This window comes from Amycolatopsis panacis, assembly GCF_003600245.1.
Taxonomy (GTDB): domain Bacteria; phylum Actinomycetota; class Actinomycetes; order Mycobacteriales; family Pseudonocardiaceae; genus Amycolatopsis; species Amycolatopsis sulphurea.
This window is the reverse complement of record NZ_QZFV01000090.1, coordinates 34,956-61,240: the sequence shown is the minus strand read 5'-3', so window position 1 is coordinate 61,240 and position 26,285 is coordinate 34,956. Positions and strand designations below refer to the sequence as shown.

Genomic DNA, 26,285 nt, shown 5'->3' with positions numbered 1-26,285 from the left:
TGGGCAGAGTCCGTGAAGGGTCCCTTCACGGACCCGAAACCGGTCCGGCGCACGCCACGAGGTGGTCGCACACACACCTCCGCATCGCCCGCTGCCGGGCCCCCGACCAACTTTGCCGGGGCCCTGGGCCGGTCGCTACGCATCCTTCGAATTCCAAGGATGCGCATCGAACCCGGGGCCACTTTATTCTGCTACAGCCTTCACCTCGTCAACCGGGACACTTTCCGGGGTGTCGCCGGCTACCGTACCGACGAGACTCGAAGGCCGGGTGATTGCGTCATATCCGGCGAAACCGCCCAGGGCCGTGACGCCACTGAGCCCCGCCGGCTCATAGATGAGTTCCGACGTGCCCCGTAGCCATTGGTTGACCCAGATGATGCCTGTCTCGATTTCGCGCGCGGCGAGATCAATCCGTTCGGAGCTGTTGCTGTATACAGTCGCGGACAAACCGAACTCCGTCTTCTTCGCCTTCGCCACCCCTTCGGCAAAGTCGTCCACGACCTGAACAGCGGCGACCGGACCGAAAGTCTCGTCAGTCACGATGAGCATCTCGTCCGTCACATCGGCGAGCACCGTAGCCGGGTACCAATAGCCGGGTCCGTCCGGCACTACACCCCCAGCAAGAACAGTCGCACCGCGGGACACCGCGTCATCGACGTGCGCCACCACGATGTCACGCTGCGCTCCGTCCACCATGGGGCCGAGCTGCCTGTCGTGTCGTTCTCCTTCTTCGCGCCGCACATAAGTCGCCGCGGCGGCGACGAGCTCGGCGGTGAACTCCTCTGCGACCGCGCGATGAACGTAGATCCGCTCGATGGACGTGCAGAGTTGCCCGGTGTTGGTGAACGCCCCGCGCGCGACGTCGGCGGCCACGTCAGCGACATCGACTCCGCTGTCAACGATAGCCGGATCTTTACCCCCGAGTTCCAGAACGACTCGGCGCAGGTGCTTCGCGCCCTCGGCCGCGACTGCTGTCCCCGATGCCACCGACCCAGTGAAGTGAGTGACCTTCACTCCCGGATTCTGGGTCAGCGCGGCACCGGCTTTTCCGACACCGAAAACTACGTTCAATACTCCGCCCGGAAGATCGAACAGTTCAGCGAGTCGCATAGCTGACATGGGAGCCCGCTCCGACGGCTTGAGCACGACGGTATTGCCGGCCGCCAGTGAGGGGCCGATGGCGGCGAGGATGACGTTCGTGGGAAAGTTCCACGGGACGATGACCCCCGCCACACCCAAGGGCTTTCGCGTGACGGTACTCGTGTGGTCAGCGCTTGGCTGTACGAACGGATACTTGAGGGCCAACTCGACATCATTGCGGAAACCCTGTACGGCGCCTCGAATCCACTGCTCGCCGACTGCCGCGGGACGGCCCATGTCAAGTTCTTCGATATCGGCGATCTCCGCTACATGGTCTTCAAGCACGTCGGCGATCCGCAGAAGGGCGTCCACTCGCTCCTGAAGAGGAAGCTTCGACCAACCCTTTGCGGCGTCGGCGGCCGCGTCAACGGCCGCATTCACCTCGAGCGCCGTGCTCAGCGGCATCGAGGCGACCGGAGTCTCGGTTGCCGGGTTGATGATCTCGACGAAATCCACAACATCACCAGTAGACCATGTGCCGCCGATGAGATTCTGAAGATGCTTCACTCCGCGCTCCCTACTGTCGCGTTCATCTGTTGACTACTTACGCGTCGAGCCGGTCGCCCATTACTTCGCCCAGCATCAGCGAGACGAGGTATGTGTTGGAACGAGGGCAGAACGGAAGGATCGACGCGTCGACCACCCTGAGGCCCTCGACGCCCAGCACGCGGCATTCGGAGTCAACGACGACGCCGTCCGCATCGTCGGCCCCCATCCGGCACGAGCCCGTGAGATGTGCCGTATCGGTCACCGTGTCCAGCAGGTACTTCTCGAACGCGCGATCGCCGTGCTCGATGGCCTGCAGCAGCTCCTGGTTGACGTTTCGAGGACTCTCCGACGAAATCTCGGCAAAACCGCTCGACTCGAGAAGGTCCGCCGTCAGACGCACGCCGTACTTCATTCGCTCCATATCGTGAGCATCAGAAAGGAACCTCTGGCGAACTCGTGCCCTTTGGGACGGATCGCGCGAAACAAGAGTAATGTCGCCTGTCGAGTTGGCTCGGTTCAGCCAGACATCCACCGTACCGCATCCTGCTTGAACACCCGACGGATAGAACGACGAAACGTCCTGATTGCCCGAAATCAGCATTAAATCGTTGTCCGCATCACCGATACCGCTCGAAAATCGCACACAGCAGTTTGTGTGACGGTCGTCCACACCGGCCGCGAGTTCAGGCCGCACCGGCACGTTCAGGTGCAGCTGTGGGTGATCCTGCACATACTGCCCTACGGGTAGATGCTGGTTCACTCGAATGCCGAGGCCGGCAAGCTCGTTTGACGGCCCGATGCCGGAGCGCAGGAGAATCTCCGCTGATCCAACAACGCCGCCGGACAGTACAATCTCACCACCACTGATCCTCGTGCCGTCTATCAGCACAACCGAGGTTGCCCGACCGCCCTGCAGTTCGATGGTGTCAACCACCGCCCCGCTGCGAATGTGCAGGTTCGACATTTCTCGCCGTGGCTCCACGTATGCGTCGTTGGCAGTTACGCGGTGGAAGTCCAGGGCGTTGTACGGGTAGGGCGAAACACCCGTAGCGCCAGGAGCGTTGACATCGTCGGCCCACGCGAAACCCCGCTCGAGCGCCGCAGACCTGAGTCCGCGGTCTACAGCTCCCCACTTCGACAATGGCGTCCGATAGATCGGAGTCGGGCCACCCGCACCGTGATAATCGGCGTCGCCGAAGTCCAGATCGTTCTCAAGTCGGCAGAGATAACGCACGACATCGGCATATCCCCAACCCTTGCACCCTGCCTCGGCCCACTCATCGAAGTCATTAGCCGGAGGCCGAATGGCAATTTGGCCGTTGACGATCGAGCTCCCACCAACTCCTTTACCGCGAGCGTACGGTGCCGGCTGCTGGCTGTCTGTTCGCGCTGCCATCAGGTCGGGCCAGAGATAATCACTGCTCAAACCGCTGAGATACGGCTGCACCGCATTGGGCGAACGCCACGCCGGGTGAAGATCTACAGACCGAAAGTCAGCTCCCGCCTCGAGCACCAAGACAGTCGCACCACGATCCGCAAGCCGTGCGGCCAACGCCAGTCCGCTAGCCCCGGCCCCGACGACCACCACATCCCAGTTACTAGTCATGACACCTTCACGCCCTCGATCTCTCAACATTTCGGGTCATCCAGAAGCCGCCGACACTCTTCTGGGCCTCGGCGGCGTACCGCTAAGTGGCACGCTGGCCGCGTAACAGCGTGGACGCTGCCACTGGAACCTGTTTCCTGCCAATAAAAAACGCAGAACCCCGATATGAAGTGGTCCCCTTACCGATCAAATTCACCGAGGTTCCGCGCTTGATTGCGATCTCTTCGATGGCTGCTGCTTTGAGTCCCAGCAGGAGCATGCTCGCTGAAAGTATGAAATTGGGCGGACTTCACTGTCGTACCCCTTTGACCTTTCTGCTGACCATAGCGGTCAAGGCTTCGTGATCGTTCCGCTGTACGGGACGACGGCCGCCATGTTGGAACAGTAGAGTGATACTGCCCTCGTGTCAACCAACCCGGGAGCCGGCTTTCGGACTCGATAAAGATCGGCGCACCCGAGGGCTCACGATCCGACCCACCGCCCAGGATCTCTGCGACACTCCGGCCGGCTCGGCTGCGCGCGTGAACGCCAACGGCCGATGGGCGCGGTTGTCCGCGAGACGGTCGCGGCCGCATGGAGTCTGTCGCAGATGGGGTTCGCGACGGATCACTCTGCGCGACCAGTGTCGGAGGGACAGCCACTACCGAACCGGAGGGCGGCCGTCTGCACCGCGCGGTGAATCCGGGATCCGGCCGTGGCCGGCGACGGTCCGATGCAACACCGGCAAACGGTGAGCTCGATACCCGAGGCGTCCAGCTATGACCGCCTCGCTTGTGGACGCGGAGGCGCTCACCCAAGCCGCTCACCGCCTGGCGCGTTACATCGCGGCAACACCATTGGAGCGCAACGGTCGCATGTCGGCTCGGCTCCGTGCTGAGGTCCTCCTCAAGCGCGAGGATCTGCAGCCGGTCCGCTCTTACCAGGCGCGCGGCGCGTTCAACCTGATCTGCAGCCTTGACACGGCGCAGCGGGCAACCGTTGTGGTCGCGGCCAGCGCGGGAAACCACGCGCGGGGTTCGCGGCGGCCTGCGCGGCACTCGGGGCGCGCGGCCGGGTGTACCCGCCACGTTCGAACCCGCGCCAGAAGCGGGAACGGATTGCCGTACCGGGTGGCACTGCCGTTGAGATCGTCGCGGCGGCGACATGTATGACGACGCCGCGGCCGGGCCTCACACGACACCGCAGAGACTGGTGCGACGTTCCGTCAGCGACTGCGTTTCCGCATCAACTGGTCGAAGCCGACAGCGACGATGATGATCAAGCCTTGAGCGATGGATTGCCAGTTCGAGTCGAAGGCCAGGCTGAAGAACAGATTGTTCAAGCTGGCGATGATCAGGAGGCCCACTGCGGTACGGACGACGCTGCCTTCGCCGCCGAGTAGTGACGTACCACCGATCACGACGATCGCGATCGCTTCCAGCGCCAAATTCGTACCAAGGCCGCCTTGCCCCACGCCCAGCTGAGAAGCACTGACGACACCCGCAAAGCCGGCCAGGGTCCCGCTGACGACATACGCCCCACCGACGACCACCGTGGTCCTGATGCCGGCGAGCCTGCTCGCTTCGCGGTTGCCGCCTACCGACAGCAGTTGTCGGCCGACTATGGTCCGATTGAGGACGATCCACCCGATCACGAACGTGACTACGACAAAGAGCAGTGGCAACGGAATGCCGGCAATCGTGGACTGCCCGAGGTCGGCGAACGAGGCCTTGTCCACCGTGTAAGGCTGACTGTTGGTTATGAGTAGAATAATTCCGGAGAATACCGTCGATGAGCCCAGCGTCGCGATGAACGGATTTATGTTGAGCTTCGCCACAACGAACCCGTTGATGAGCCCGGCAAACACGCCGGCGGCGACTCCGGCGATCATCCCAACCAGCACGGATCCGTGGATTGAGAGTCCAGCTGCGATCGTACCGGACGCTGCATATACCGATCCGACCGACAGGTCGAAGCCTCCGGCGATAATGACCAAGGTCATCCCTACCGCGACGATACCGAGGGGCGCATTCTGAGTGAGCATAATCTTGATATTGTCCCAGGTCAGAAAGCCATGATAGGCGATCGTCGCCGCGGCTACCACGCCGACGAGAACCGCGTAGATTCCAAAGGCTTGCAGCATTCGGCGAGAACGGCTTCCCGTCGGCGTCTCGACGGTAGGCGCCGACGCGAGGTTGGCCGCGTCTCGAGTGTCGGACCGCGCGGTCATTGTTCAACTCCAAACGCGATATCGAAAATTTCACGTACGGTTGGCTTGTGCTGATGCAGGTCGAAGTGACCGACAACTCGTCCAGCGGAAAGCACCATGATACGGTCGCAAATTTCGAGGAGCTCTTCGGTCTCGGCGCTGGTCACGATCACACCCTTGCCTTGGCCTGCGAACTCACGGATCGCTCGAAGGAGTTCCGCTTTCGCCCCGACGTCAACGCCCCGCGTCGGTTCGTCGACAAGCAGGATCTCGGGGTCGACAACCATGGCGCGCGCGAACGCGACTTTCTGTTGTCCTCCGCCCGAGAGCTGATTCACCGGATACCTACTCACTGTGCGATTGAGATTGAACGCCGCCAAGCGTTCCTGCGCAAAGCCCAGTTGACGCTTCGAGCTGACCAGCCCAGCACGCGAGAACGGGTACAGCCTGGGCAAGGTCACGTTGTCAGGAATACTCATGCCAAGGATCAGGCCTTGCGTTTTCCGATCCTCGGGTAGCAGTGAGATCCCCAGGCGATGCGCTTTGCGCGGCGACACAGGCCAGCTGGCTTCTCGATTATCCCGCAGGTACATGCGCCCTGTCGCCGTGGATTCCGCACCGGCGATCGCGCGCAGAAGGCTGGATCGCCCGGCCCCCACGAGACCGGCTATGCCAAGCACCTCATTGGCGCGCACCTCTAGTGACACGTCGGTGATCGCACCTCCTACGGTGCACCCGGCGATCCGCAGCAGCACCTCGCCGTCCGGGCGCGCGTGGTCCTGTGCAACGAAGTTCGGCATATCCCCGACCATCAGCTTCACCAAGCCAGGCTTGGTATAGCTCCTCGCAGGAGCCGACTGCACAATTTTGGCGTTGCGCATCACCGTCACCGTGTCGCTTACGGCCAGTACCTCGTCGAGGTTGTGTGTCACCAGGACGATCGTCGTTCCGTTGCCCCGAAGACGGCGCATCAGCGTCAAGAGATTCTCACGCTCTCGTTGGGACAGCGCAGCGGTTGGCTCGTCAAGCAGCAGCAGACGGCTGCCACGCTGGACTGCCCGCATGATCTCAATAAGCTGGCCTGCCGCCACGCTAAGATCGCTCGCCCGCGTATGCGGGTCGATATCGACCTCGAGCATGGTGCAAAGCTCGGCATATCGCCGCATCATGGCGCGGTCATCGAGTATTCCTCGTCTCACCCGCTCCGACCCGAGGAATACGTTCGCACAGGCATTCAGATGCGGAACGAGACTCAATTCCTGGTACACGCAGGCGATTCCAGCCGCGTGCGCATCTCGCGGCCGGCCGCCGACGAGGTCGTTGCCGAAGACCTCGATTCGACCGGTGGTCGGTCGCGTGCGGCCGCTCATCATGCCGAGCAGGGTCGACTTACCAGCACCGTTTGCGCCGACCAAGGCGTGAATCGTGCCCTGTTCGATCACCAGACTCAGGGAACGCACCGCCGCTGTTCCCTCATAAATCTTCGAGACATCCACGCATCGCACCGCCACCCCCCGCGGTGCGGCCGTCACGCCGTCCATTGTGCCTCATAGCCGGCCGCGTTCTGCCGGGTCACGTACGGGCCATTTGCAAGTGCGGAGCCCTTCGTCAGGGTGTCGACCTTCGGGTACGGCTTACCCGTCCAGTAGGCCACCAGGTTGTCGACTGACGCCTTACCTTCCGACACTGGCAGCCCGGGGAGAGTCATGGCGACATTGCCGGCCTGGATCTGGCCCACGAGCCAGGTATCGCCTGCCCAGTCATAAACTTTGACTTTTCCGAGAAGCCCGGCTTGCGCCAGGGCTTGCTGCGCGCCGCGGGTGACGACTGAGTAGCTCGACACGATGACCTGTACGTCTGGATGCGCGCGCAGAAGGTCCTGAGTCATCCGAAGCCCATCTTGAGTGCTCCAGTCCGTGTTGAGATAGGACACCAGACTGGCTTGCGGATGATCCCTGAACGCCGTTTCCATCTGTGTTTTCATCGATTGGACCAGGCCAACGGTGGATGGACCTGCGAGAAACGCTACTTTCGCCTGGGAGTTCTGATCGAGGATCGTCTTCCACCACGCGGCTTCAGTCTCCTGGGTCTGCCAGCCCGTAAAACCGACCTGCCCGATATCCGCGCCGTTACACACGTACTGATTGGTCTCCATCACGCGGATGCCGGCGTTGATGGCCGCCTTGACCTGATTGCACACCTTCGCCCCGTCGACCGGCACCACAATCCACGCGTTGTAGGTCTTGCGAGCCACGGCCTGCTGCATCTGGTTGATCTGCGTCTGCAGATCGAGGTTTGAGTCGATCTCGGTGAGCTTCACGCCGGCAGCCTTCGCCGCGGACTGAACCGCGTTGCTGAAGATGGCGGCGTACGGATTCGCAGTCGTGGTCATGAAGAACCCGACATTGAGCTCGGAGAGAGCTTGGGGGCTGGATGGACGGGCCGCCGATGCCGAGGCGGGACCGCCGTCCCTCGAGGGTGAACTGCACCCGACGGCAAGCGCCAGCACGAGTGCCCCAGCGGCTGTAGCTGCAAACGCTTTCAGGAATTTGCTCGCCATTTTGTCCTCTTTGGATCGAGTAGCTGCTTTGCCCTGGTGCCGCGCAGCCGGGGAGGGTGCACGTCGGCCCGATACCCGGAATGCAATCGGTGGCCACATTCACGGCTATGCCATCTAATGGAACGCCGTTCTGTACGTTGGCCTGAAACGATGGCACCGCGGACACAGCACTGTCAAGGTCCGCGCTCGCGCTCGGGGGGCCGTAACCGAAACGTGACGCAGGCGTGTGCGCCTCAGCCTGGAGCCACGGTGTCGCCAGGCCGCCGGCCGGTGGCGCGTAGAGGAACATCCACTGGGCTCCGATGATCGCTGATGCGGGGTGACAATCGTGCAGCGAAGAAGGGCATGGGCCACGTGGCGCAGGGGAATGCGCACGACCGTGGACAAAATGTCGATCTTGCGGGAGTTCGGTTTCAGGCGCCGCATCGAACTCGAGCCGGTCCTGGATACACACGCCAGCCAACTGTGCCCGGAGGTGGATCTGCTGCCACGGCACATCAGCGGGCATTCGGATCCACTACGGGCGTGGGCGGTCGCCCAGGCCACTGACCGCGCGGCCGGAGTCAGCGCCGAGATCCTCGTCCGCAGCTACTGCGGTACGGCACGGACCGTGATCAACGCCGACCACCGCGCGGCGACACGATTGTCGCTGGTATTTACCGAAGACCGCCGTTGGAGAAATCGCCGACGTAAGCGGCACAGCCCATCCGGGTCGGAGTCGAACGTCGTGCCCTCCTCGCAGCTCAACGGAATCGGGCATCAAGCAATCCTCCGCCGACCATGCCGGTGAGTTCGTCAAGCGTCGAAAGCTGCTCGAGCTTCTCGACGAGGGCGACGATCCTGCCGGCGGCCGATGCGCCTAGGACCGGCGTCGTCAAGTCCATGAACTTGGCAACCAGTCGATCCCACTGCCGAGCGATGCCCGCACCCCGCGCCGGGGCACCGGTGTCCACCACCGCGTCGAGGCGCCGCCCGTCGCACAGGGTGATCCGGACCGGTGTGACCATCTGGGAACGCTGCGACTCCCCTTCACGCAGGACGACGCGGCCGGCGAGTTCGCGAATTCCAGGCCGGTGCACGATACCGTCGGTGAACTGCGCCTCGCCTGCCTTCCCTTCGACCAGCGCGATGGCCGCCGCATGCGCGATGCTGAACTTGGCTTCCAGCCCGGTCTCCGGCGCGCTTATCGCGCACGTCGTCCGGTGCACCGGCAGCACCTCGACCTCGATGCTCTCGATGTCGGCCACCGAGAACTTGTGCGTGCGGGCCAATTCCAGCACACCCTCGATGGTGGAATGCGTCAGGTAGCAGGCGGCGTGTGCCTTGAACAGGACCTGACGCACCGCGAAATCCTTTGGCGGCAGCGATGTTCGCCCGCCCGGCGCACCCGGCGTGGTCACATCGAGAAAGCCGCGTGGTATCTCCAGCACGTTCGGTGCGCTCGTCATGCCCCGGGCGGCGAGCGATGCGGCGACATACCCTTGAGCGGCGGCCTTACCGGCGTGAAACGGCTTCCCCATCGTGCCGAACATGCTCTTGAGCCCACCCGCCTGGGTCGCGGCGAGGCCGAATGCCCGGTTCCACGCGTCACGGTCCAAGCCGAGCAACCGGCAGGCGGCGGCGGTCGCGCCGAACGTGCCGAGCGTGGCGGTGGTGTGCCAGCCCCGTTCGTGGTGCTGCGGCTCCACCAGCGCGCCCACCGACGCCTCGACCTGCACACCGGCCACGAACGCCGCGAGCACATCGGCACCGCTGCGCCGGTCGCGCTCGCCCAGTGCGAACGCGACGGGTGCCACCGTGACCGACGGATGTCCCAGCATGATCTCCAGAACGTCGTCGTAATCCTGGCTGTGACTGGCCGCGCCGTTGATGAGACAGGCTTGCGTGGTGTTGACCTTGCCGGGCTGTCCCATGATCGAGCATTCCCGACGCCCGCCGTCGGCGTCGGCCTGGGCCCGCAGTATCTCGGCGATCGGCTCACCGGATCCGGCGACCGCGCAGCCGAGCCAGTCGAGCAGGCAGTGTTTGGCCGCCGTCACGACATCGGGGGGCAGGGTGTCGACCGCGTATTCGCGGACCTGGTCGATGATCGCTGTCGTCAGGGGTGCGGGCATTGTCATACCTTCCGGGGTCGCTCGCGACGCCGGTGCCATGACCGGGGTCGGAGGTTCTGTCAGCGTTGAGTCAGATACACCGTGCGCAGCCGGCTGACGAGCCCGCGTGGCCGGCCCGCGCGGGACGAGGACGGCGGTGACCGAAGATGACCGCGCTGCAGCCACTCGACCTGTTCAGCACATAGCAAAGCAGCACACTCAACGCGGCGCCGATGATCAGCGAGTCCTGGCCGGCGATCGCCGGCGCCAGCAGCACATACAGGCTCATCCTCCTCGCCCTTCTCGCTGTGCGGAACTCGGCGAAACACCTCGGGCGTCCGTACCACTAGCTAGGACGACGTTCTGTTGTACAGTACAACAGAGGTTCGCAGTGCGGTCCGCGCGTGTCAAGACCGCGACTTCCCGCGAGCAGACCGGATCGCGATCGCGGTCCCCGGGTTCGCGACCTTACGAGGCTCCACAGTGGATGGTCGCGGCACAACTGGATTTTCGACCTGGCGGCCGATGACTGCGAGCTGCTTTTGTCCTGGTGTGGATGTGTTGGTGGGTAAGGGATTGCAGATCAGGGGTTGCCGGACAGGCCAGTGGATCGTTGGCGTGTCGCCACCGCGAAGGTGATGAAGCCCTTGGCAGGACAGTCGCGGAGCGCCCGGACACTGCCAACCCGTGCTGCTTGCCGTCCCTGACAGGACAGCCACAGGCCGAGCTCACCCTGGCGAACGAGAGGACACGCGCGGCAGACGGGTGGTCACGCTCCCACGGGCCCGAAACCGGACACTGCGGTCGTCATGAACTCGACGACCCCGAACGGTCGGAGCATCGACACGAACGCGTTGCACTGAGCGGGCGCAGCGGTCAGGTGCAACACCATCACCCCTGCCGTGATCTCGACTGTCTCGGCGTGGAACCACCGGACCAGCTCGCCGACCTGGACCAGATCGGCGCTGTCAGGTCGCAGCCGGACATGGACCGACTGCCTGCGGTGCCCGTCGAGCTCGAGGGTGACGACCCGGAGCACGTCGACGAGCCGGTTCAGACGCTTGGTGAGCAGTTCCAGCCTCTGGGCCGAGGGCAGGGTGTCGGCAAAGTTGGTCGGGGACCCGGCAGTGGGCGATGCGGAGGTGTGTGCGACCACCTCGTGGCGTGCGCCGGACCGGTTTCGGGTCTGTGAAGGGACCCTCCACAGACTCAGAGTCCGTGAAGGGTCCCTTCACGGACCTCTATACCGACTTTGCCGGAACCCTGGGGCCGAGGGGACTCGCACCGTCAGCTGAATCCACCACAGGTCCGACTCCGGCGGATGACTGAATTGCATGCCACTGATCTCGATGTCCGAGGGCATACACAGTCCGGCTACGCGCGCAGGCACCTCGCGTCCCGGCGCCGCGACGACGGCAAGCATGTGCTCCGGCATTCGGATCAGCTCCAGTGGTGAATGGGGTTCCATCTCTTCAATACGATCCGCTGTCGAACGATGCATCGCCCATGTCGAGAACTGGAAGATGCTTGCGACCGGGTATCGAGGACGTCTTTCCGAGCTTCCCAAGGTCACTCGGATCATCACATCGCTCGAATTCTACCCGACTCGGCCGGCGATGAGCACGAATAACGCTCCCTGATCATATCCACCCTGCGTTTCGCCGGAAACGTTGAGCTCTACACGATCCCGTCTTCCGCCGAAGACATTCCGGAAGCCACTGAGGTCTTGACGCTCGCCGAAGATCCCGACGCACTCGTGCGCGTTCGCGCCACGAACATCCACGACTTTGCAGCGAGTGGTCGGCCAGGGTGTCGGCAAAGTTGGTCGGGGACCCGGCAGTGGGCGATGCGGAGGTGTGTGCGACCACCTCGTGGCGTGCGCCGGACCGGTTTCGGGTCTGTGAAGGGTCCCTTCACGGACTCTGAGTCCGTGAAGGGTCCCTTCACGGACCTCTACACCGACTTTGCCGGAACCCTGGAGTGGTCGGCCTGCCGCGCACAAACGGTCAAGTCACCGGAACGAGGATGCTGGTCGTGATGGGTTCCTGGTCCCGGCCGGGTTGAGTCAGGTTTGCGGAGTCAGAGTTTTTGTATCGCCTCGCTGATTTTCGCAGCCGTTTCCAGGGCATGGTCGCCATAAAAGCGGAAGCGTTTACGGTCGAAACGGCTCGATGGAATCGAAATCGCGACCGCCGCGATCGGCCGGCCGGATGACGTGGTGACGGCAGCGGCGATGGCGCTGACGTCAGGGCGCCACATGGATGCGTCGTTGACCGCGTAACCTCGTTTTCGGGTGCGTTCGACCTCGGCGAGCACGCCGGATCGGTCCACCAGCGTTGAGCGGGTGTACTTCTGCAGGTCGGTCCCCAGCACACGATCGAGCTCGTCGTCGCCCATGTGCGCCATCATGGCCAGGCCGGACGCGGTCGCGTGGATGGGAGCCCGGGTACCGATCTCGACGAACGTCCGCACGGGCTGCGGGCTGTCGCGCCGGGCGATGATGATCAGGGAGCCACCGTCACAGACGGTGAGGTGAATGGTTTCCTCCGTGACGTCCCGGAGTTCTTCCAGGAACGGTTGCGCCGCCTCTCGCAGCCCTTCCTCCCCCGCCGCTCGCAGTCCGATACCAAGAGGTTTTGTCGTCACACCCCACCGGGCGCGCTCCGGATCGACCATCCGAAGCCAGCCGACATGCTGCAACGTCATCAGGCACCGCTGCACGCTGCTCTTCGGCATCTCGGTGGCCCGCGCCAGCTCCGAGACTCCGATGGGCTGTCGCCGGGCCACTTCCTCGAGCACGCGGAACGTGTTGAGGACGGCTGCGACCGGCTTGTTCGACTCCGACTGGGCCACGGGACCCCTCTCCTCGCGACAACTCGACCACGACCATTGTTCCACACCGCGAAACGACGTCTCGTTGTGGTCGGACATCCGCGGGCTCAGCTGGTGGTCGACAGGACGACCCTCCCGAAACGATCGGGGGCGTTGAGTCGCTCCTGGGCATCGGCGGCATCGGCGAGCGGGAAGACCGAGTCGACGATCGGCCGCAGCGAGCCGTCGGCGAGAAGCGGCAGGAATTCAGCGATCTCCGGGCGATTGGAGGTGTGGCAGCCGATCAGTGTTACTTCCCGCCGGTAGATGCTCCACAGGTCGAGTTCCGCAACGGAACCGGTGTGCGATCCCATGCCGACCAGGCGCCCGCCATGGCGCGCCGAGAGGATCGACTTCCCGACGGTGGCGCGCCCGACGGTCTCGTGGACGAGGTCCACCCCGAGTCCGCCGGTGAGCTTCCGGACCGCTTCGTGGAAGTCCGGCTCAGCGCGGTAGTTGATCACCTCGTCGGCGCCGAGCGCGCGGACCTGCTGTTCTTTCTGTTCGGTGCTTGTGGTGGCGATGACCGTGGCACCGAGGGCTTTCGCCACCTGCACGGCGGCGCTGGCCACGCCGCTGCCGGCGCCGACGATGAGCACGGTTTCACCCTCCAGCAGCTGACCTCGGGTTTTGAGCATGTGCCATGCCGTCATGTAGGCGACAATGCTCGCCGCGAGCGCCTCGTAGCCGAGGCCTTCGGGCGCCGCGATCATGTTGCGGGCCGGGAGCGCGATGTATTCCGCGTAGGTGCCATCGAAGTGCTCGCCCACGACCTGCAGGCGAGGACACTCGCTGTCGCGGCCCGCGGCGCAAGCCTCACACTCGTCGCAGACCACCATGGGATTGATGACCACCCGATCACCAATGGCGAACCCGGTGACACCATCGCCGACTGCGGCGACCTCGCCGGCGCCTTCCACGCCGAGCACGATCGGCAATGGCGCCTCGGCGAATCTGCCCTCCCGGATATTGAGGTCCGCCCGGTTGAGGCCGGCGGCGTGCAACTTCACCAGGACCTCGCCGGTGGCGGGTCGCGGTGTGGGCACTTCCAGGATTTCCAGGACTTCCGGGCCGCCGAAAGCGCTGATACGTCCTACCTTCATCGATCTCCTTCTGTCGTGCCGGTCCAGCTGAACGGGCCCGCGTCGATCAGCCGGCGCCGGACCTCGTCGTCATGTGCGGCATCGGCGACGGTCCAGGCCAGCGCCAGGCCGCCGTCCCGGACGACCCGGTCACCCTCCGGACCGCATGCGGCGGCGGCGAAAGCGGCGGTGTGGTTGCCCGCCTCCGGCGGGCAGTCGAACGACAGCACGGGGTGGATGGCCGGCATGTGGACCGACACCTCCGCCATGTCGGTCGAGCCGAGGGAACGGTCCGGATAGTCGGGGAAGACCCGGCCCAGCGCTTCCGCATTGGTTTGGAAGAGCGCGGCCAATGCGCTGTCATGTCGGAACCCGTTGAGCGACATAAGCGGTTCGCTGATCTCCATGCGTGCCCCCGCACCGAGCGCACCGGCTTCGAAACACGCGCGAACCCGTGCCCACAGCAGGTCGACCTGGTCGAGAGTGTCGGATCGCACCACGCACTCCACGACGGCCTGGCCGGGGATCACGTTGACCGCCGAGCCGGCTTCCTTGATCACCGTGTGGACCCGGTCGGAGTCCCTGATCTGCTGGCGCAGCAGCCCGATCGCAACCTGGGCGATGGTGACGGCGTCGGCCGCGTTCAACGCGTCGAATGGCCGGGAGGCGTGGCCGGTGCGGCCGTGGTAGGTGATCGACCAGTGCCGCAGCGCCCGGATGTGCGGGGTGGCCATGTCCTTGAGGGTCGGGTGCACCATCATCGCCGCGTGCAGGCCGTCGAAGGCCCCTTCGCGGAGCATGATCGCCTTGCCTGCGCCCCGTTCCTCGGCGGGTGTGCCCAGCAGCCTGACCGTCAGATCGAGGTCATCGGCGACCGCCGCCAGCGCGAGGGCGGCACCGACCGAGGACGCGGCGATGACATTGTGGCCGCACCCGTGCCCGATTCCCGGCAGGGCGTCGAGCTCGGCGCAGAGCCCGATGACGAGTGAGCCTCGGCCCGCCGTGGCGGTGAAGGCCGTATCCAGACCCGCAACGGACTCTTCGATCGCGAACCCACCGTGGGCACGCAGGAGATCGATGATCGCCGCCGCGGTCTTGTGCTCCTCGAACGCCGGCTCGGGTTGTGCGCCGATGCGGCGGGACAGGTCGAGAACCTCGGGTTCGTGCCGCCGGAACTGCGCTGCGATGCGGTCCTTGACCGTGGCGGTCATCGGGACGTCCTCCTTTTCGTGGTCAGGCATGCGGGAGCGCGTCCGGGACGAAGTCCGGGTCGTCGCTACGCGACGGGGCCGGCATGAGGCGGTTTTTGGTCTCCGGCAACGCGACGAGCACGACCACCAGCGCGAGTGCGGCGATGATGGTGATGTACGCGCCAGGGGCGAGCTTCCCGAATTTCGCGGTGATCAGGGCACCGACGAACGGTGCGGTCCCGCCGAACACCGCGTAGCTGATGTTGTAGGTCAGCGCGGTGCTGGTGGCCCGGATCCGTACGGGCACCAGTTCGACCGCGACCATGGTCGCGGTAATGCCGACCACCGCCGCGGGGATGACCAGCAGGATCTCGGCGATGACGGTTGTCGCCAGCGACCCGCCGGCGGCGACCAGGTAGGCGGGCACCGATCCCAGCACGGCGGCGACGACGCCGGCGACGAGCAACGGCTTGCGGCCGAACCGGTCGGCGAGCACGCCGGTCAGCAACGACAGCCCGGTGCACAGGACGAGCGCGATACCGCTCGCGACGAGCACCGTGACCGGAGCCAGCCGCCCGGTGACCGTCAGATAGGTCGGCAGGTACCCCAGGAAGTTCTGCGAAACGAGCGCCAGCAACGCGAAGATCACGAGCAGGAGCAGGAAGACACGCCAGTTCCTCAGCGAGTCGCGCACCGGCGTCGACGTGGTTTCGCCCCGCTCGGCGAGTGTCGTGAAGGCCCGGCTCTCCGCGAGGCGCAGTCGCATGTAAAGCCCAATGAGTGCAATGGCTCCGCCCACGAGGAACGGCACCCGCCAACTCCAGTCCGCGTAGGCTCCCGCGGCGGACAGCTGCAGGCCGAGCAGCAGGAACACCGCCAACGCAGCACCGATGAAGGTCGCGCCGCCGACAGCACTGATCCATCGGCCCCGCCGCGACGGTGGCGCCTGCTCCATGACATAGGAAGCCGCGCTCGTGTACTCCGCGCCCATCGACAATCCTTGCCCGAGCCGGCAGAGCAGCAGGAGCACCGGTGCGACGATCCCGGCGGCCGCGTAGGTGGGCAGCACACCGATAGCCCCGGTCGACACCGCCATGATCAGCACGACGGTGCACAGCGCCGTTCGGCGCCCGAGGCGATCGCCCATGCTCCCGAACACCGCCCCGCCCAACGGGCGCACGATGAAGGCGACGCCGTAGATGGCCAGCGTCGACAGCAGGGCGAGGGCCGGGTTCGCGGAGGGAAAGAAATGCTTGGCGAGAATCGTCGCCGAGTAGCCGTAAATGATGAAGTCGAAGGATTCGACGATGTGTCCGGCCATCGCCGCGCCGAGGGCTTTCTTCTGCATAGCAGTACTCCACAGTGGACGAGCGATGGTGCGATTTTCGGCTGGTTACCAGATCTTCTCGAGCACACGCAGGGCGTTGCCGCCGATCACGGCGGCGATATCCTCGTCGGAATAGCCGTGTGCGACCAGCCAGCGGGTGATGTTCGGGAAGCACTCGCCGGGGTTTTCCAGTCCGGCGACATACTCGACCGGCTCGAACGCGGGCCCGGAAGTGATCGCATCCCGCACGCCGAGTTTCTCGCTCATCGCATGGTGCAGGCCCATGTGGTCGCCGAAGAACGTGTCCGGTCCGAACCCGACGTGCTCGATTCCGACGAGATCCACGCAGTACCGGAAATGGTCCATCACGGACTCGATGGTGTGCCTGCGATGTTCTGGGCTGACCGTGGTGTGCGGGGCTGCCTCGATGCCGATCATGCCACCCGCCTGGGCGCAGGCCCGGATGACTTCGTCGGGCTTCATCCTGGGCGTGTCCCAGAGTCCGCGGGCGCCGGCATGGGTGATCAGCACAGGTTTGTCGCTCGCCTCGATGACGTCCAAGGCGGTGCGGTCACCGGCATGGGAGAGATCGATGGCCATGCCGAGTTGGTTCATGCGCCGGACCGCGCGCCTGCCGAAGGTGGTCAGGCCGCCGTCACGTTTCTCCCGTAGCCCACCACCGAGTGAGTTGGAATCGCTGAAAGCGATGCCCATTTGCCGCACTCCCAGCCCGTACAGCACGTCGATGCGGTCGACCTCGTTCTCGATGAGTGCGGCGCCCTCCAGCCCCGCGACGACGGCGAGCCTGCCCTCGGCGTGCGCGCGACGGATGTCCTCGACCGACTCGGCGCGAATCACGTAGTCCTGGTGGGCGAAATCGCAAAAACGCATGCCCAGGTCGGTGATGACGTCGTCCCACTTCCAGCCCGCGCGTGACTCGCACGCACCCCAGCCGAGGTTGTCGAACACAGCGTCCATGCCGGACCGGCTCAAGCCTGCGTATCCGTAGGCGAGGCGGGCCTCGCGGTTCCACGCCAGCAGTTCGACCTCGGCCTTCTCCGGCAGGCGAACAGGATGGTCATGCAGCGACACGACGATGTTGTCGGCCAGCAGCCGCGCCACACGCGCCTCCTGCTCGGCGGTGAGCCGGAGATCGTGGCCAGGAAGCCGGTCGACGTCCGCAGCCAGCGTGAAGTCCCGGAAGTCCGCTCCCGGCTCCAGATACGAGAAGGATTGATACCCGGAGTAGCGCGTAGATGTCACCTGTACTCCTCCTTGAGCCGATACCGTTCCTCTGTGTGGAATGGCGTCCTGAAGTGTGGCACACATGGTAACGGCTTCCGCGGCGCAAAGCTAGTGCGCCGACGACGCCCCGGCCCTGGCAAAGGCGTAGTCACCGGTGATGAGGGGGTGCGTGGCCAGTGCGGTCACGTCGAAGGAGGCATAAGGGAAGATCGGCAGCGAGCTCAGCACCGTGTGCAACTCGTCGGCATCCCGGGCGGACCAGATCCCGACGTTACGGTGCTTCCCGGGGACCCGCCAGATGCTCTTCAGCGTACCCGCCTTCATCAGGGCGAGACCGGCTCGCTGTTCTCGCGCGACAACCTCCGCGCGCGCCTCGGCCGGCAGCGCGAAGACACCGGCGGTGTCGATCGTGACGAGGAAATCAGACACGGTGTTCTCCCGTCGGAGTCGGTTTTCGGTAGTCAGAAGGAGCGGGGCATACCGAGAACGTGCTCGCCGATGTAGGACAGGATCAGGTTCGATGAGACCGGTGCAATGCGGTAGAGCCGGGTCTCGCGAAACTTGCGCTCGATGTCGTATTCCGCGGCCATGCCGTAGCCGCCGTGGGTCTGCAGTGCGACGTCGGCAGCCTCCCAGGAGGCGTTGGAAGCCAGCAGTTTCGCCATGTTCGCCTCGGCGCCGCAGGGCTGCCGGGCGTCGAACAGGTCAGCGGCCTTCCAACGCATCAGGTCAGCCGCCTCGATGTGCACGTGTGCCTGGGCGATCGGGAACTGGACTCCCTGGTTCCGGCCGATCGGCCGGTCGAACACTTCCCGCTCGGAGGCGTAGCGCGCGGCGCGGCGTACGAACCACCGGCCGTCGCCGACACATTCCGCGGCGATGAGGATGCGTTCCGCGTTCATGCCGTCGAGCACGTACCGGAAACCACGTCCCTCCTCGCCGATCAGGGCGTCGGCGGGAATGTGGACGTCGTTGAAGAAGACCTCGTTGGTCTCGTGGTTGACCATGGTGCGCAGCGGGCGCAGTTCCACCCCGTCGACCTCGCGCAGATCGATGAGGAACAGGGACAGCCCATCGGACTTGCGTTCGACCTCTTCCCGCGGCGTGGTCCGGGCCAGCAGCAGCATCAGATCCGAATGCTGGACCCGGGAGATGAACACCTTCTGCCCGTTGACGACGTATCCGTCCCGCGTGCGCGTCGCGGTGGTCCGGATCTTGGTCGTGTCGCTGCCCGCGGTGGGTTCGGTGATGCCAAATGCCTGCAGCCGGACCTTGCCCGCCGCGATATCGGGGAGGTAGCGCCGCTTCTGCTGGTCGCTCCCGTGGCGCAGCACCGATCCCATCGTGTAGAGCTGGGCGTGAACCGGGCCGGCGTTGCCGCCGTTGGCATTGATGCCTTCGAGCAGCACCGAGGCATCACCGAGGCCGAGCCCGAGCCCCCCGAACTCCTCGGGCACGAGCGCGCCGAGGCATCCGGTACCGGTCAAGGCGTCGACGAACTCCTCCGGGTAGCGACGGGCCTCGTCGACCTCGCGCCAGTAGCTGTCCGGGTAGTCGGCGCAGATGGTGTCGATCAGCTCGCGCAGGTCGCGCCGCAGCTCTGCGCGGTTCTCGCCGGTTGCGGCCGTGGTCATGACGCCGTTTCCTCCGATCGCGGACCGTGCCCGCGCTTGTAGACCAGTAAGGTCCTGCTGAACTCGATCACGGTTTCGCCGCCCTGTTTGACGCCCTCGGTGCGCACCGTGACCACGCCCAGCCCTGGTCGCGAACGGGACTCCCGGGCATCGAGGACGGTGGAGCTCGAATGAATCGTGTCGCCCTCGAAAACCGGCGCGGGCAAGACGATGTCGGTCCAGCCGAGGTTGGCGAAGACGTTTTGCGACACGTCCGTGACGCTTTGCCCGGCCACCAAAGCGAGCGTGAGCGTCGAGTTGACCAGCGGCTTGCCGAACTCGGTCCGCCGGGCATATTCGTGGTCGAAATGCAGCGGCGCCGTGTTCTGCGTCAGGAGGGTGAACCAGATGTTGTCCGTGGTGGTGATCGTGCGGCCAAGCGGATGCTGATAGACGTCACCAACCACGAAGTCCTCGAAGAACCGGCCCTGCCAGCCGAGATGCGTTGTCATCGGGTCTCCCTCCGCCTGTCTGCCAGTTCGGCGAGCACGAATGCGGTGTGCTGGCCCAGGGCCGGGACGGCGCCCCCACCCGCAGTCCGGCCTCCCGGGGTGGCGACAGGGGTCAGCGTGGGAACGTCGCCGGTCGGGGTCGCGGTGGTGAGCCACCGGGCAGGCGACGCCAGTTCCGGGTGCCGCTCCAGGTCGCCGACCTCGTTCAACCGGGCCCACGCGATTCCCGCGGCATCCAGCCTGGTGATCAGTTCAGCCTCGGGCACGGCCCCGCAGGCTCGGTCGAGCCGCTCGTCGAGATAGGAGCGGTTCGCCACGCGCAGCGAATTGGTCGCCAGCCGGGGGTCCCGGACCAACTCGGGAAACCGCACCACGTCCGTACAGAAACGCTGCCATTCTCGGTCGTTCTGCACGGCGATCATCACCCGTGTGCCCTCCCCGGTCGGGACGGCTCCGTAGGGGGCGATGGTCGGATGCGCGGTCCCCATCGGAATCGGGGCGCGACCGCCGTGCGAGGTGTAGTAGAGCGGATAGGCCATCCACTCGGTGAGAGCACCGAAAAGCGGCACATGGACCGGCAGGGCCTCCCCGGTCCGGTCACGATGGCGCAGGGCCGCGAGGACCCCGCTGAACGCGAACGATCCCGCGGCGATGTCGGCGACCGAGATCCCGGTCTTCGCCGGCGCGTCGGCATAGCCTGTCAATGCCATGAGCCCCACCTCGGCCTGGATGAGCGCGTCGTAGGCCTTCTTCTCCGGATGCGGCCCGTCCGGTGCGTATCCGGAGATAGTGCACACGATCAGGTTCGGATGACGTGGTCGAACGGCGTCCGCGTCGAGCCGGAGCGCGGCAAGGGCCCGAGGTGAAAGGTTCGCGACGAGGACGTCCGCGTACGCGAGAATGTCCTCCAGCGCCTCCCAGCCGACGGCGGTCTTGAGATCGAGCTGGACGGACTGCTTGCCCCGGTTCAGCCAGACGAACACACTGGACTGACCCCCGACCACATCGTCGTACGCTCGGGCGAAATCCCCGCCATCGGGATGCTCGACCTTGATCACCCGCGCCCCGAGATCGGCGAGCTGCCGTGTGGCGAGCGGGGCTGCGACGGCCTGTTCCAGACCGACTACCGTGATGTCCTCGAGCGGAAGCCTGTTCATTCCCCCACCTCGGCGAGCAGGGCTTGCGCGCGCGCTACCACCGGCCTGTCCACAAAGGTGCCGTCGGGAAGGCGCAGGCTGCCGGCATTGGATTCGGACGCTTGGACGATCTGCCGTGCGCGGAGGATCTCGTCCGTCGTTGGCGTGTAGGCACGCTCCACAATGTCGATCTGGCGCGGATGCAGGACGACCCGGCCGCTGAATCCCAACGCGCGCGACGCGAGGCTGGTTTCGGCGAGTCCGTCGTCATCGTCGAGGTCCGGATGCGGACCGTCGATCGGTCCGCGAAGCCCTGCGGCTCGTGCGGCGACCGCGACCTGCGCACGCGTATGGTCCAGACCACTTATCGGCGACACGGCGAGCTCGGCGGCCAGGTCGAGAGCACCGAAGATCAGCCCGGCGACCCGAACCGAGGCAGCGATCTCGGGGGCCACGAGCAGACCCGCACACGTCTCGATCACCGGCACGACCTTCAGCGACCCAGGCGCGGACCCGGCCACCCGCTCGAACTCGCCCAGCCTGGCCGCCAGCACCGTGATCTCCTCGCGCGACTCGACCTTCGGCAGGATGATCCCGGTCGTGCGGCCGAGCACCGGGCCGAGCGCGTCGAGGTCCGCGGCATGGTCAGCGGTTCCGGTCGCATTCACGCGCACGAACACCTTGGCACGATCGGTGGTCGACAGCGCGTGTGCGATCGTGGCGCGGCCTCGCGCCTTGGCCTCGCCATCGGCCACGCCGTCTTCGAGGTCGAGGACGACGGTCGCGGCCGACGAGGCCAGTACCCGCTCGACTCGTCGCGAGTGGTCCCCGGGCGAGAACAACAGTGTCCGGCCCAGATTCATCGGGCACCCTCCTGGGTGTTCACCTAGTCGGAACGATGTGCTACACAATAGAACAGAGCCTGACCTGATCGGACGACTTTGTCAAGCAGTGCTCGGACATCGAGAGAAGGACACCGATGAAGCTCGTTGTCACAGGCGGCACAGTGCCGACCAGGAAACCCGATGGCGACCCAGCGGGTCCGCAGCGGGAATGCGCCACGCAGGCGATGGGCCGACGCTGGACGATGCCGATGCCGATGCCGGAACAGTCGTCGAGACGCCTGACGGAAGCAGGCTCATCGTGCTGAGCACCCGCTGCACCCTTCCACCCGGATGCAACGCCGCCTCGGTGCGGCCGGCCATCGCATCCATCCGCGTTGATCAGAGCTTCGCCTTCGACGGCACGACGATGCGGGAACAGCCGGGCACACCCCCGGAACATCCGCACAACCGCGCAGGAGGCACACGTCCGCCGCGCCGAGGCGCGCGTGCGAGCCGCGAAGGCCGCCTCCGATCGCGTCGTGGTGCGCGTTCACTGGGGCGTGCTCTGGTGCTGTCTGCCGGACAACCAGGGCCTGCTCGCGGAATACCGGCAGCCGCTGGGCCGGCGACTGGTCGACGCAGGAGCCGACGTCGTGGCCGGAACGCATCCACACTGCCGGCATCCCGCCCAGATGTGGAACGACGGCCTGATCATCTACTCAGCCGGAAACTTCCTGTCTCACACTGCCGAAATCACAGCCCAAGAGGTCTACTTTGGACTTTCGTACCAGAGTTCCCGCCGGTTCTGCGGCCCCTGGTTCGACAGCGGAGTGTTCGAGATCGACCTCCACGAGAGCGCTACGCCCGCGCTACGGATCACACCGATCACTCTCGATCCCTCGGGCGAACCACTTTTTGACCCCTCCCCCACATTTCACCCGCAGTACCGAACTTGTGTGCACCAGCTTTGCCGGAAAGCATTCGTCTCTGTGAGGAGCCCGATGAGCAGTGCAATGACCAGCCCGCAGAAGGCTGGCGCCGGATTCACAACCTTGCGTGAAGTCGAGAGCCGCGTCTTGTGGCTGTCCTCGGCGATCATCCACCACGCGAACCGTGTCCGGCCGAACCCGTCCGGGCTGAAGGTCGGTGGTCACCAGGCCTCGTCGGCGTCGATGGTCTCTATCATGACCTCGTTGTGGTTCCGGCATCTTCGGCCCGAGGACCGCGTGTCGGTCAAGCCGCACGCCTCGCCTGTACTGCACTCGATCAATTACCTCCTCGGCCGCTTGGACGCGTCCTACCTGCCGCGGCTGCGCGAGTTCGGTGGGCTGCAAAGCTATCCGAGCCGGAGCAAGGATCCCGATCCCGCGGACTACTCCACCGGATCGGTCGGAATCGGCGCGACGGCGCCGATCTGGGGCGCCATTTCGCGGCGTTACGTGGAAGCCCACGGTGGCGGCGCCGGGACCGGACGGCAGTACTCGCTCGTCGGGGACGCGGAGCTGGATGAGGGCGCCGTGTGGGAGGCGGTGCTCGACCCGGCGGTGACGGAGCTTGGTGAGATCGTCTGGATCGTCGATGTGAACCGGCAGTCGCTGGATCGTGTCGTGCCCAATATCGCCGCGGAGAAGCTGCGGGGCATGTTCGGCGCCGCGGGGTGGCAGGTGATCACCCTCAAGTACGGGCAGCTGCTGGAGCGTCTGTTCACCCGCCCCGGTGGAACCGAGCTGCGGCAGCGCATCGACGAGATGACCAACCCGGAATATCAGCGGTTGCTACGCTGCGACGGTCAGGAGTTGCGGCAACGGCTGCCCGGGGCCGGGCCGGGAGCGCCGCGCATCGCCGAACTCGTGGCGGGCCTTGACGACGACATGCTCGCCGAAGCCGTCACCAACCTGGGCGGTCACGATCTGGGGGCGCTGGACACCGCGTTCGAGGGGATCGACGACACCCGCCCGACGGTCATTTTCGCCTACACCGTCAAGGGATACGGGCTGGCGATGAAGGGCCATCCGCAGAACCATTCGGCGCTGCTGACCGACGAGCAGATGCGCGAACTGGCGTCGCGGCTCAGGACAGACCTCGACGATCCGTGGCGGCCCTTCACCGAAGGCAGCCCGGCTCAGCTGCTGTGTGCGCACACCGCGGACAGGCTGAGCCGAGCGGAGAACACCCCGCACCGGCCGCCCGCGCTGCCGGCCGACATCGGGCGCACCCCGTCGGGAACGGCGACCACCCAGGCGGCACTGGGCAGGTTGCTGCTGGATTTGACGCGCGAGGCGCCGGAAGCGGCCCGCCGCGTGGTGACCGTGAGCCCGGACGTCAGCTCGACGACCAACCTCGGTGGCTGGGTCAACAAAGTCGGGGTGTGGTCCTCGGCCGAACGACCGGACTGGTTCGCCGATGACGCGGAGACGATCCTGCACTGGCGGGAAAAACCGACGGGACAGCACATCGAGCTCGGCATCGCCGAGGTGAACCTGGTCAGCCTCATCGGTGAGCTGGGTGCGACCTGGAGCCGGTGGGGCGAGCCCCTGCTGCCGATCGGAGTGCTCTACGACCCGTTCGTCGAGCGGGCACTGGAACCGTGGTCCTACGCGATTTACGCGGGCGGGCAGTCCATTTTGATCGGTACCCCGTCGGGTGTGTCGCTGGCCCCGGAAGGTGGTGCGCACCAGTCGATCAAGACTCCCTCCATCGGGCTGGAGCAACCAGGCTGTGTGACCTACGAACCAGCGTTCGCGATCGACACCGAATGGACACTGCTGGCCAGCCTCGGCCGGCTCGGTCAACCCGGCGGTAGGTCGGCCTACCTGCGACTGTCCACGAAACCGGTCGACCAGTCCCTGGCCGCCGTGCCTGCCGACGCCGCGGCCAGGCAACGCCGGCGCCGCCAGGTCGTGGCGGGCGCCTACCCGCTGCGCCGCGTTCCCGGGGCGCAGGTCACCATCGCCGCGATGGGCGCCGTGGTGCCGGAGGCGCTCGCGGCCGCCGACCGGCTCGCGGCCGCGGGCACCATCGCGGATGTCGTCTGCGTGACAAGCCCCGACCTGCTCTACCGCGCCGTGCGGGCCCGGCAGGGCCACGAAGAGGCGGAGTCGTGGATCCTGGACCAGGTGTTCCCGCAGGAGCGCGCGGCGCCGCTCGTCACTGTCCTCGATGGACACCCGCACACATTGTCTTTCCTGGCCACGATCAACCGCGTTCGCACCACCGCGCTCGGGGTCACCCGCTTCGGCCAGTCCGGATCGCTCGACGAGGTCTACCGCTACCACGGCATCGACACCGACAGCATCATCCGCGCCGCCCTCGACCTCGCCGACTGACGACTGGAGCACCGCACAACATCGACACCGAAGTGCCCGCGCCGTTCGCGGGCACGATCCGCGAAATTCTGGCCCAGGAGAACGAAACCGTTTCGGTGGGGCAGACACCGGCGATCATGGAACCCACCGGAACGCGGGCGCCGCCCCCGTGCGGACATGCCGTCCGCTCCGGCCACGAGCACACCGCCGCCGGTGCCCGCGGCGGGGGCCCGCGCTGACCACGGTGCTTGCTTGAGGCCGGTGTCACGCAGCTCGCGCCTGAGAAGCCGAAGACGAGGCCGCGTACCGCAGTTCGGCCAGGAACTCCTCGCAATCGGCCGAGCTGTCCCGGAACCGCGAGATGTCGATCTGCAGCAGCCGGCCGCCATGGTTCCCGAGCCTAAATCGCCGGGTACGCCCGCCGTCGCGATCTCACATCGCGGACACCGGCGCGGTCGTCGCCGTGCCCGTAGGCCTACGGTCACGGTACTGACAAGGAGGGACGATGGCGGCACGGTCCGGCCTGATTCTGCTCAGCGGCCTTCCCGGCACAGGCAAGTCGACGATAGCGGCGCCACTGGCCCGCGCGCTGCGGGCGGCGTATCTGCGCATCGACACCATCGAGCAGACCCTCGTGGAATCCGGTGAGCTGGCCGCGCCGCCCAGGACAGCTGGGTACCTGACTGGATACGCCCTGGCCGGCGACCAGCTCGGGATCGGCGTCACTGTCGTGGCCGAATGCGTGAATCCCCTGAAGATCACCCGCGACGCCTGGGCCCGGGTCGCCGGCGAGAACGCCGCATGGCTGCTCGAAGTCGAACTGATCTGCTCCGATCCGACCGAACACCGATCGCGAGTCGAGAACCGCCGTATCGACATCCCGGGCCTGACCCCACAGACCTGGCGGCAGGTGCTCGACCGCGAATACGAAGCCTGGGACCGCGAACACCTGATCATCGACACAGCCATCGCGAGCGCGAGACGCGCAGCCGACATCATCGTCGAGCAGGCAGCCGTGAAGGGGCAAACACCACTGTGCGCCGACGACCTGCCGTCTGGTCCGGAGGCGAAGCCCGGATAGCGAACGCTCCGAAGAGATCCGGT

At 65.7% G+C, this 26,285-nt stretch carries 22 protein-coding genes and 1 pseudogene; 5 read left to right on the top strand and 18 right to left on the bottom strand.

Annotation, left to right across the window (positions count from 1 at the left end):
- Positions 1 to 183 precede the first annotated feature (183 nt).
- Positions 184 to 1,647, bottom strand: coding sequence for an aldehyde dehydrogenase family protein (locus D5S19_RS18630; protein ID WP_120024619.1), 1,464 nt, complete (start codon positions 1,645 to 1,647; stop codon positions 184 to 186).
- Positions 1,648 to 1,684: 37 nt separating this feature from the next.
- A complete protein-coding gene (locus D5S19_RS18625) occupies positions 1,685 to 3,235 on the bottom strand; it encodes a GMC family oxidoreductase (RefSeq protein WP_120024618.1) in 1,551 nt (516 codons plus the stop codon).
- Positions 3,236 to 3,993: 758 nt separating this feature from the next.
- On the opposite strand from D5S19_RS18625, the gene D5S19_RS33205 reads away from it, so the two are divergent.
- Complete coding sequence (locus D5S19_RS33205; RefSeq protein ID WP_325050285.1) at positions 3,994 to 4,386, top strand: pyridoxal-phosphate dependent enzyme; 393 nt, start codon at positions 3,994 to 3,996, stop codon at positions 4,384 to 4,386.
- A 53-nt stretch (positions 4,387 to 4,439) separates the two neighbouring features.
- Here the strand turns inward: D5S19_RS33205 and D5S19_RS18615 are convergent, their stop codons facing one another.
- The 6 genes from D5S19_RS18615 to D5S19_RS18590 all read right to left on the bottom strand — a co-directional run bounded on the left by D5S19_RS18615 (position 4,440) and on the right by D5S19_RS18590 (position 11,232).
- Positions 4,440 to 5,444: an ABC transporter permease gene (locus tag D5S19_RS18615; RefSeq protein ID WP_120024617.1), complete on the bottom strand. Its 1,005-nt coding sequence runs from the start codon at positions 5,442 to 5,444 to the stop codon at positions 4,440 to 4,442.
- Positions 5,441 to 6,955 carry a sugar ABC transporter ATP-binding protein gene (locus D5S19_RS18610; protein ID WP_158605570.1) on the bottom strand — a complete coding sequence of 505 codons (1,515 nt, stop codon included), beginning with the start codon at positions 6,953 to 6,955 and terminating at the stop codon, positions 5,441 to 5,443. The genes D5S19_RS18615 and D5S19_RS18610 overlap by 4 nt, the downstream gene beginning before the upstream one ends.
- Complete coding sequence (locus tag D5S19_RS18605; protein ID WP_158605569.1) at positions 6,952 to 7,983, bottom strand: sugar ABC transporter substrate-binding protein; 1,032 nt, start codon at positions 7,981 to 7,983, stop codon at positions 6,952 to 6,954. The genes D5S19_RS18610 and D5S19_RS18605 overlap by 4 nt, the downstream gene beginning before the upstream one ends.
- A 743-nt stretch (positions 7,984 to 8,726) precedes the next feature.
- Positions 8,727 to 10,097: an MmgE/PrpD family protein gene (locus D5S19_RS18600; protein ID WP_158605568.1), complete on the bottom strand. Its 1,371-nt coding sequence runs from the start codon at positions 10,095 to 10,097 to the stop codon at positions 8,727 to 8,729.
- A gap of 70 nt (positions 10,098 to 10,167) precedes the next feature.
- Positions 10,168 to 10,365 (bottom strand): hypothetical protein, encoded by a 198-nt coding sequence (locus D5S19_RS18595; RefSeq protein ID WP_120024613.1) that lies wholly within the window; start codon positions 10,363 to 10,365, stop codon positions 10,168 to 10,170.
- Positions 10,366 to 10,845: 480 nt separating this feature from the next.
- Positions 10,846 to 11,232 carry an acetolactate synthase small subunit gene (locus D5S19_RS18590; RefSeq protein WP_158605567.1) on the bottom strand — a complete coding sequence of 129 codons (387 nt, stop codon included), beginning with the start codon at positions 11,230 to 11,232 and terminating at the stop codon, positions 10,846 to 10,848.
- A gap of 165 nt (positions 11,233 to 11,397) precedes the next feature.
- On the opposite strand from D5S19_RS18590, the gene D5S19_RS33585 reads away from it, so the two are divergent.
- A complete protein-coding gene (locus tag D5S19_RS33585) occupies positions 11,398 to 11,532 on the top strand; it encodes a hypothetical protein (protein ID WP_267901132.1) in 135 nt (44 codons plus the stop codon).
- 623 nt (positions 11,533 to 12,155) lie between these two features.
- Here the strand turns inward: D5S19_RS33585 and D5S19_RS18580 are convergent.
- From D5S19_RS18580 to D5S19_RS18535, 10 genes are all read right to left on the bottom strand, one after another.
- Positions 12,156 to 12,929, bottom strand: a complete 774-nt coding sequence (locus D5S19_RS18580; protein WP_233574023.1) for an IclR family transcriptional regulator — start codon at positions 12,927 to 12,929, stop codon at positions 12,156 to 12,158.
- Between the two features lie 86 nt (positions 12,930 to 13,015).
- Entirely contained in the window at positions 13,016 to 13,957 is a 942-nt protein-coding gene (locus D5S19_RS18575) for a zinc-binding dehydrogenase (protein ID WP_158605566.1), read from the bottom strand.
- A gap of 89 nt (positions 13,958 to 14,046) precedes the next feature.
- Entirely contained in the window at positions 14,047 to 15,240 is a 1,194-nt protein-coding gene (locus D5S19_RS18570; RefSeq protein WP_120024623.1) for a M20 family metallopeptidase, read from the bottom strand.
- A 22-nt stretch (positions 15,241 to 15,262) separates the two neighbouring features.
- Positions 15,263 to 16,567: an MFS transporter gene (locus tag D5S19_RS18565; protein WP_120024608.1), complete on the bottom strand. Its 1,305-nt coding sequence runs from the start codon at positions 16,565 to 16,567 to the stop codon at positions 15,263 to 15,265.
- 45 nt (positions 16,568 to 16,612) lie between these two features.
- A complete protein-coding gene (locus tag D5S19_RS18560; protein WP_233574022.1) occupies positions 16,613 to 17,668 on the bottom strand; it encodes a dipeptidase in 1,056 nt (351 codons plus the stop codon).
- 231 nt (positions 17,669 to 17,899) lie between these two features.
- The gene (locus tag D5S19_RS18555; protein WP_199730560.1) at positions 17,900 to 18,220 is read right to left on the bottom strand and encodes a muconolactone Delta-isomerase family protein; all 321 of its coding nucleotides are present in this window, start codon (positions 18,218 to 18,220) and stop codon (positions 17,900 to 17,902) included.
- A gap of 32 nt (positions 18,221 to 18,252) precedes the next feature.
- Positions 18,253 to 19,425 (bottom strand): acyl-CoA dehydrogenase family protein, encoded by a 1,173-nt coding sequence (locus tag D5S19_RS18550; protein ID WP_120024606.1) that lies wholly within the window; start codon positions 19,423 to 19,425, stop codon positions 18,253 to 18,255.
- The gene (locus D5S19_RS18545) at positions 19,422 to 19,916 is read right to left on the bottom strand and encodes a MaoC family dehydratase (protein ID WP_120024605.1); all 495 of its coding nucleotides are present in this window, start codon (positions 19,914 to 19,916) and stop codon (positions 19,422 to 19,424) included. The genes D5S19_RS18550 and D5S19_RS18545 overlap by 4 nt, the downstream gene beginning before the upstream one ends.
- Positions 19,913 to 21,073, bottom strand: coding sequence for a CaiB/BaiF CoA transferase family protein (locus D5S19_RS18540; RefSeq protein WP_120024604.1), 1,161 nt, complete (start codon positions 21,071 to 21,073; stop codon positions 19,913 to 19,915). The genes D5S19_RS18545 and D5S19_RS18540 overlap by 4 nt, the downstream gene beginning before the upstream one ends.
- Positions 21,070 to 21,915: an HpcH/HpaI aldolase/citrate lyase family protein gene (locus D5S19_RS18535; protein WP_120024603.1), complete on the bottom strand. Its 846-nt coding sequence runs from the start codon at positions 21,913 to 21,915 to the stop codon at positions 21,070 to 21,072. Before D5S19_RS18535 ends, D5S19_RS18540 begins: the two co-directional genes overlap by 4 nt.
- A 356-nt stretch (positions 21,916 to 22,271) precedes the next feature.
- On the opposite strand from D5S19_RS18535, the pseudogene D5S19_RS34185 reads away from it, so the two are divergent.
- The 3 genes and pseudogenes from D5S19_RS34185 to D5S19_RS18520 all read left to right on the top strand — a co-directional run.
- Positions 22,272 to 22,607, top strand: a pseudogene (locus D5S19_RS34185) (CapA family protein); the annotation flags it as partial.
- A 270-nt stretch (positions 22,608 to 22,877) separates the two neighbouring features.
- Entirely contained in the window at positions 22,878 to 25,202 is a 2,325-nt protein-coding gene (locus D5S19_RS18530) for a transketolase-like TK C-terminal-containing protein (RefSeq protein WP_233574021.1), read from the top strand.
- Between the two features lie 484 nt (positions 25,203 to 25,686).
- Entirely contained in the window at positions 25,687 to 26,262 is a 576-nt protein-coding gene (locus D5S19_RS18520) for an AAA family ATPase (RefSeq protein WP_120024600.1), read from the top strand.
- Positions 26,263 to 26,285: the final 23 nt, after the last annotated feature.